This is a genomic window from Nesterenkonia salmonea (assembly GCF_005771525.1).
Taxonomy (GTDB): Bacteria; Actinomycetota; Actinomycetes; order Actinomycetales; family Micrococcaceae; genus Nesterenkonia; species Nesterenkonia salmonea.
Genome location: NZ_VAVZ01000101.1, coordinates 1 through 1286, shown reverse-complemented (window position 1 = coordinate 1286; position 1286 = coordinate 1). Strand labels below are relative to the sequence as shown.

1 protein-coding gene is annotated in these 1286 nt (G+C 61.7%); it reads left to right on the top strand.

All coding sequences use genetic code 11. From position 1 onward, the window contains the following. Nucleotides 1-100 precede the first annotated feature (100 nt). Nucleotides 101-1267, top strand: coding sequence for an IS1249 family transposase (locus tag FEF26_RS15440; protein WP_138254417.1), 1167 nt, complete (start codon nucleotides 101-103; stop codon nucleotides 1265-1267). The last annotated feature ends 19 nt before the right edge of the window (nucleotides 1268-1286 follow it).

Below are 1286 nucleotides of genomic sequence, written 5' to 3'. Positions count from 1 at the left end.
GGGTTATAGGTCATAAATGTGTTGCTGGGTAGGTCTGCATCCCAGCAGTGGGGCGGCAGGATCGGGGTCAGCATACTCTGAAGCCGTATATCCATGAAGGATGCTTGCATCTTCTGCCGAATGTGTTCTCTGCGGTGGCCGGGTCAAGAAGTTCGGCAGGACCGCTGCTGGTGCCCAGCGTTTCCGGTGTGCTGAGTGCGGATCGACTAGCTCCTCGCGAGTCCGCCGCGACGATGTGGCCCGCCGCCATGAACTGGAAGCCTTTCTCTCCTGGTTGACCGGGAAACATACCCAGGCCGAGGCCGGCAAGACAGCCGGCATCAGCGCCCGGTCTTTCCGCCGTCGGATCAGCTGGTGCTGGAGCATCAGCCCACGGATCCCGGTCACCGGTGAGATCTATGACCAGGTCCAACTCGATGGGATCTACATCGGCTCCTGGTGCTGCCTGATCGCTATCAGTCCTGCCGGGGTGATCGGCTACCAATGGTGTGACACCGAGAAACGCGCCGCCTGGGAAGCCCTCCTGGCACGGTTCCCCGCCCCCGCGGTGGTGGTCACTGACGGTGGCACCGGATTGCTCTCAGCACGGAAGTACGCCTGGCCCTATACCCGGGTTCAGCGCTGCCTGGTGCACATACAGCGCAATGTGCGCACCTACCTCACCACACGTCCCAGAACTCTGCCCGGTAAGGAACTACGGCAACTGTCGCTGGCACTGACCCGGATCACCACCACCACCCAGGCCACAGCATGGTTGGCCGCCTTATCGGACTTTCATCAGCGGTACCGCGGGTTCATCTACGCTCGCACCTACCGGGGTCAACACACCGGGCCGGTGCCCGGGTGGGTGCGCCCGGGACAGAAGTCCTGGTTCACCCACGACCGGCTCAGGAAGGCTTACATGCTGTTGGAGCGATGCGCGAAGCACCACGAGCTCTTCACCTATTTGGATGCCAGTTTCGACTGTGAGGTAGCTTCCACTACCAACCGGATCGAAGGTGGGATCAACGCTCAGCTGCGGCTGCTGCTGCGTCATCACCGAGGACTACCCGAAGAACACATGCGCCGAGCAGTGGAATGGTTTCTCTACCTCCGCAGCGAAGACCCCTCGCCGCCCCACCGACTCATTGAAAAGCGCCACTACCGACCCCAGCCGAAGAATCCCATCCCCGAGGAGGAGCCCATTGGTCCGGAACTCTACGGGCACGCAACCACAGCAGAAGAAGGACTCTGGAACCGATCAGGATGGGCCGGCAGAACCCACTAGAAAAGGGCCAACACGCCCG

Coding starts and splice junctions, on each gene's coding strand:
- FEF26_RS15440 (WP_138254417.1), top strand. CDS start 101: ATGCTTGCATCTTCTGCCGAATGTGTTCTCTGCGGTGGCCGGGTCAAG.